Here is a 4,926-nt window from a genome sequence, read left to right on the forward strand (position 1 = left end):
CGTGTGACGCGCGGAGCGCGGCTTGCGCGAGCTTTGATGTGCAATTGCACATCGGAGAATCCATAACCGCCGCACGGGGCTATGGATTCCGGGCCTGCACGCCGACCGGCTATCGCCCCAGCGCACATCCCGGAATGACGAACGATGGGGCAACTCCCATAAGACAGGTTTCATGGAATCGATCGTCTAGAGTTCGCGGGCGATGCCCGGCAGGGCGGGCACGAAGCGCACATCGACGAGCGCCTTGCGCCCGAAACCGCCGTCCGTTCGCGTGACCCGCACCAGGGTCTGGGTACCCTGATGCGGTCCGACCGGCGCGATCAGGATACCGCCGGGCTCGAGCCGCAGCAGCAGGCTTTCCGGAATTTGCTCCATCGCCGCGGTGACGATGATGCGGTCGAAATTGCCGGCCCCGGCGGGGACATCGAAGCCGTCGCCGAACATCACCTCGATATTGTGATAGCCGAGATTTTCCAGCCGGTCGCGCGCGCTGTCGGCCAGGGTCCGGTACCGCTCGATGGTCAGGACGTGCTTGCAAAGCCGCGACAGGATCGCGGCCTGGTAACCGGAGCCGGCGCCGATCTCGAGCGCGCGGTGATCCCTGCCCACGTGCAATTGCTCGGTCATGTAGGCGACCACGAAGGGCTGGCTGATGGTTTGCCCGCAGGCGATGCCGAGCGCGCTGTCGCGATAGGCATCGGCGCGGTCGCCCCTCTGCACGAAGGCTTCGCGCGGCACCTCGTCCATGGCGCGCAGGACGTTCTGATCGCTGATCCCGCGCCGCCGCAGGTTGAGCTGAAACATCATCTTTTCGGGCGGTTCTGATGGCACGGCCATATCGCTCTTGTGAAATCTCCAGGCGGCAATCCGGCGTCTATCGGCCCACGGATAGATGCCATCGGAATGCCGCATCAATGGCGAATTTTTTCCGTCTTTTCCCGGTTTCCGCTCTGGAACCGGGGCTCTGTTTCGGTGTTACAACCTGGACGTGTATTCCTCCCATGATCGGTAACGGCGTCCGATCGTAGCCCGGCAGACAGCATATCGCCTAAATGTTTACATTGCGCATGCGGGCGTTATTTGCGAGTTTGGTCTCGGGGGCCGGCAAGGAATCCATCCATGACGGCGAAACGGCCTGAGAGCTGTGCTGTATTTCTTGTCGAAGACGAGATCATGATCCGGATGATGGTCGCCGACATGCTGGAGCAGCTTGGCTGCAGCGTCGTCGCCGAAGTCGGCGAAATCGGCGAGGCAATCAAGCTTGCGCAATTCACCGAGTTCGATCTCGCCATCCTCGACGTCAACGTCAACGGCAAGTTGATTACGCCGGTCGCCGCGTTGATCAGGGCGCGCAACCGCCCTTTCATTTTCGCCACCGGCTATGGCTCGTCGGGGCTGCCGGAAGAATATCGCGATCGCCCCACCCTGCAGAAACCGTTTCAGCTGGAGACGCTGGCTGCGGCGATCGCCAGCACGCTGAAACGCGCGGTGGCTTAAGGTCTTTGAAATCCAATTGACAGTTGACCAATCGACGTCATCCTGAGGTGCGAGCCCTTGCGAGCCTCGAAGGACGACGTCGATGGGTATATATGTATATATGCTTCGTTGCGCCGACGGCTCCTATTATGTTGGAAGCACAACCAGCGATGACCTCGCTAGACGCATTGATCAGCACAACGCTGGTTCCTACAAGGGCTACACCTTCTCGCGGCGGCCAGTCGTACTTGTTTGGTCTGAACATTTCGACCGAATCACTGATGGAATTGCAGCCGAGCGCCAGGTCAAAGGTTGGAGTCGCGCCAAGAAGGAAGCACTGGTGCGCTCCGATTGGGCCAAGGTGACTGAATTGTCCCGTCGCCGCGCAGGGCGGCCAAAACAGAGCTAACCAACCATCCTTCGAGGCTCGCCGAAGTCGGCGTGCACCTCAGGATGACGCCTGTTTTTGCGGCTCGCGTCATTTCAGCGTCGCCGTCAGCGCTTCCGAAAACACTTCATCGGTCCGGTCGAGCCGCAGCGGCGTCACCGAAACGTAACGGGCGGCGAGCGCGGCGAGATCGGTGCCTTCCGCCGGCGTATCGAGCATCGCCGCGCGCTCGAAGCCGATCCAGAAATAGGGATTGCCGCGGCCGTCATGGCGCTTGTCGACCTTGAGAAAACCGAGATTGCGCTTGCCCTGCCGCGTGACGCGCACGCCCTTGACGTCGTCGGGCATGCAGGCAGGAAAATTGACGTTGATCACCGTGTTCCTGGGCACACCGGCGTCGATCACCTTGCGCAGGATCGGCGGTCCGAATTGCAGCGCGGTGTCCCATAACGGCCGGTCGCGGGTCTCGATGGAAAACTCCTGCGACAGCGCGAATGACGGCAATCCCAGAATGGTGCCTTCCAGCGCGCCGGCGATGGTGCCGGAATAGACCACGTCCTCGGCGACGTTGCGGCCCTTGTTGACGCCCGACAGCACGAGGTCCGGCAGCTTCTCGCCCAGGATGTGGCGCGCACCCATGATCACGCAATCGGTCGGCGTGCCGCGCACGGCGAAATGACGCGGACCGACCTCGCGCAGGCGCAGCGGATCGTTCAACGACAGCGAATGCGAGACGCCGGACTGGTCGAGTTCCGGCGCCACGATCCAGACGTCATCCGACAGCGCGCGCGCGATCTCCTCGACGATCTTCAGGCCCGGGGCATGGATGCCGTCGTCGTTGGTGCAGAGAATTCGCATCCGTCAAACTGCCTCCTGGTTCGATCCGGGTTCGTCATTGCGGGGCCGTCTTAACCGGCTATCGCCGCAGAGGCAAACCCGGCCGGTCCTCGTCTACCGCTTCATCCGGACGCGCCAGGGACGCGCGAACCTGGCGCTGCCGGGGATCCAGGCTTGAAATTCCGAAAGCGCCGGTTGCGGCAATTCGACGGGTTCTGGTTTTGCAAGCTCAGGCTTGACCGGCGCTGCCGTCCTTGGCGGCGGCTCGACCCATTCAACCTTCGGGACCCTTGGCGCCTCAGGTTTTGGCGCTTCCGGCGCTGGCGGAACAACGCGCTCGGCCTTCGGCGGCAAGACCGGCGATGGCAGCGGCGGCGGCGCGGTCTTGCGGGGCGGCTCGGGGTAGCGCTTGCGCGCCATCGCAAGCCCTTTTTCGAAATCCTCCGCCTTGAACCATGTTTGCTCGCGCAGGCATTCCGTCAGGCCGTCATCCCACAGCCGCGCCATCTCGATGTCGAATTTGCCGCCGAGCTTCTGATCGATCGCTTGCATCCCGAACCCGGTGACGGCCCATTGCCGACCGATCCAGTGGATGTCGCGATGCAGCGCCATTTCGTCCGGTCACTTTATTCGGTCGCGTTCGACCACCTTCACGCCGCCCATATAGGGCCGCAGCACGTCGGGCACGGCGATCGAGCCGTCCTCTTGCTGATAGGTTTCCATGACCGCGATCAGCGCGCGGCCGACCGCGGTGCCGGAGCCGTTCAGCGTATGCACGAAGCGCGGCTTGCCGTCCGGCCCGCGATAGCGCGCATCCATGCGCCGCGCCTGGAAATCGCCGCACACCGAGCAGCTCGAGATTTCGCGATAGGCGCCGCCGTCGCCCTGGCCGGGCATCCAGACCTCGATGTCGTAGGTTTTTTGCGCGGCAAATCCCATATCGCCGGCGCACAGCGTCATCACCCGATAATGCAGATCGAGCCGCCGCAGCACCTCCTCGGCGCAGGCCAGCATGCGCTCATGCTCATCCTTGCTCGTTTCGGGCGTGGTGATCGAAACCAGCTCGACCTTGGTGAATTGATGCTGCCGGATCATGCCGCGGGTATCGCGACCGGCGGCACCTGCTTCGGCGCGAAAGCACGGCGTCAGCGCCGTCAGCCGCATCGGCAGTTCTTTCGCGTCGAGGATGGATTGGCGAACGAGATTCGTCAGCGACACCTCGGCGGTGGGGATGAGCCAGAGCTTTCGCTGCTCGGATGTGGCGTTCGGCATGCCCGCGCGCCACTCCATGATCTGTTTTCGGCATTCAGCGGACGACAAAAAAGCCTCCCTGCCCCTGGCGTCCTGAAAAACACTTAATTGGTCGGCAACAATGGCTAGCGCGTCGACAAGCGCCAGCGCAGCATCAGGTACCGCGTTCTGCGCTCCGCTTGTCGCCGCAAATTGATCGTCTGCGAATTTCGGCAACTGACCTGTGCCGAACATCACGTCGTCGCGCACGAGCAACGGCGGATTCACCTCGGCATAGCCATGCTCGTTGGTGTGGAGATCGAGCATGAACTGCCCGATCGCGCGCTCGAGCCGCGCCAGTCCCTTCTTCAGCACCACGAAACGCGCGCCGCTCAGCCTGGCGGCGGCCTCGAAATCCATGTAGCCGAGCGCGCCGCCGAGATCGTCATGCGGTTTCGGCGTGAAAGCATAGTTGCGTATCTTGCCGAACACGTGACGCCGCACATTGCCGTGCTCGTCGACGCCTTCGGGCACATCGTCCGCCGGAAAATTCGGGATCGCGGCCAATTCTTTTGCCAGTTGCTCGTCGGCGGCTTTCGCCGCGGCCTCGAGCTCCGGCATCGAGGTCTTGAGTTCAGCGACCTCGGCCATCAGTTTGGCTGCGCGCGCGTCGTCCTTCGCCTTCTTGGCATCGCCGATTTCCTTCGAGGCGGCATTGCGCCGGGCCTGTGCCTGCTCGGAGGCCAGGATCGCCGCGCGGCGCCTTTCGTCGATCGCCAGCAGCGACGCCGACAACGGCGCCAGCCCGCGCCGCTTCAGCGCGGCGTCGAATGCTTGCGGGTTGTCGCGGATCGATTTGATGTCGTGCATGGTCGCTCGGCCCCGGGTGCGAACTTTCCGTCTTTATGCGGAAGGTCAACGGCGGGCGTCCATACCACATCGCGCATCGCCCGCCAAAGCGGGCGATCCGGTATTGCGGAGCAGCAGCGATGGAA

Annotated in this window: 6 protein-coding genes; 2 read left to right on the top strand and 4 right to left on the bottom strand. The window is 63.1% G+C overall.

The features are described from left to right. Window positions 1-186: 186 nt before the first annotated feature. On the bottom strand, window positions 187-837 hold the full coding sequence (locus tag WCE35_RS18420) for a protein-L-isoaspartate(D-aspartate) O-methyltransferase (RefSeq protein ID WP_424594762.1): 651 nt from the start codon (window positions 835-837) through the stop codon (window positions 187-189). A 282-nt stretch (window positions 838-1,119) separates the two neighbouring features. Between WCE35_RS18420 and WCE35_RS18425 the strand changes: the two genes are divergently transcribed. Together WCE35_RS18425 and WCE35_RS18430 are read left to right on the top strand one after the other, a co-directional pair. Next, the gene (locus tag WCE35_RS18425) at window positions 1,120-1,497 is read left to right on the top strand and encodes a response regulator (protein WP_424594763.1); all 378 of its coding nucleotides are present in this window, start codon (window positions 1,120-1,122) and stop codon (window positions 1,495-1,497) included. An 82-nt stretch (window positions 1,498-1,579) separates the two neighbouring features. Further along, window positions 1,580-1,885, top strand: a complete 306-nt coding sequence (locus tag WCE35_RS18430) for a GIY-YIG nuclease family protein (RefSeq protein ID WP_424594764.1) — start codon at window positions 1,580-1,582, stop codon at window positions 1,883-1,885. A gap of 69 nt (window positions 1,886-1,954) precedes the next feature. Here the strand turns inward: WCE35_RS18430 and surE are convergent, their stop codons facing one another. The 3 genes from surE to serS all read right to left on the bottom strand — a co-directional run bounded on the left by surE (window position 1,955) and on the right by serS (window position 4,801). Beyond that, window positions 1,955-2,722: a 5'/3'-nucleotidase SurE gene (gene surE, locus WCE35_RS18435; RefSeq protein ID WP_424594765.1), complete on the bottom strand. Its 768-nt coding sequence runs from the start codon at window positions 2,720-2,722 to the stop codon at window positions 1,955-1,957. Window positions 2,723-2,815: 93 nt separating this feature from the next. Then, window positions 2,816-3,313 carry a hypothetical protein gene (locus tag WCE35_RS18440; protein WP_424594766.1) on the bottom strand — a complete coding sequence of 166 codons (498 nt, stop codon included), beginning with the start codon at window positions 3,311-3,313 and terminating at the stop codon, window positions 2,816-2,818. A 9-nt stretch (window positions 3,314-3,322) separates the two neighbouring features. Beyond that, complete coding sequence (serS, locus tag WCE35_RS18445) at window positions 3,323-4,801, bottom strand: serine--tRNA ligase (protein ID WP_424594767.1); 1,479 nt, start codon at window positions 4,799-4,801, stop codon at window positions 3,323-3,325. Window positions 4,802-4,926: the final 125 nt, after the last annotated feature.

The organism is Bradyrhizobium sp. (genome assembly GCF_049691595.1).
Classification (GTDB): Bacteria; Pseudomonadota; Alphaproteobacteria; order Rhizobiales; family Xanthobacteraceae; genus Bradyrhizobium.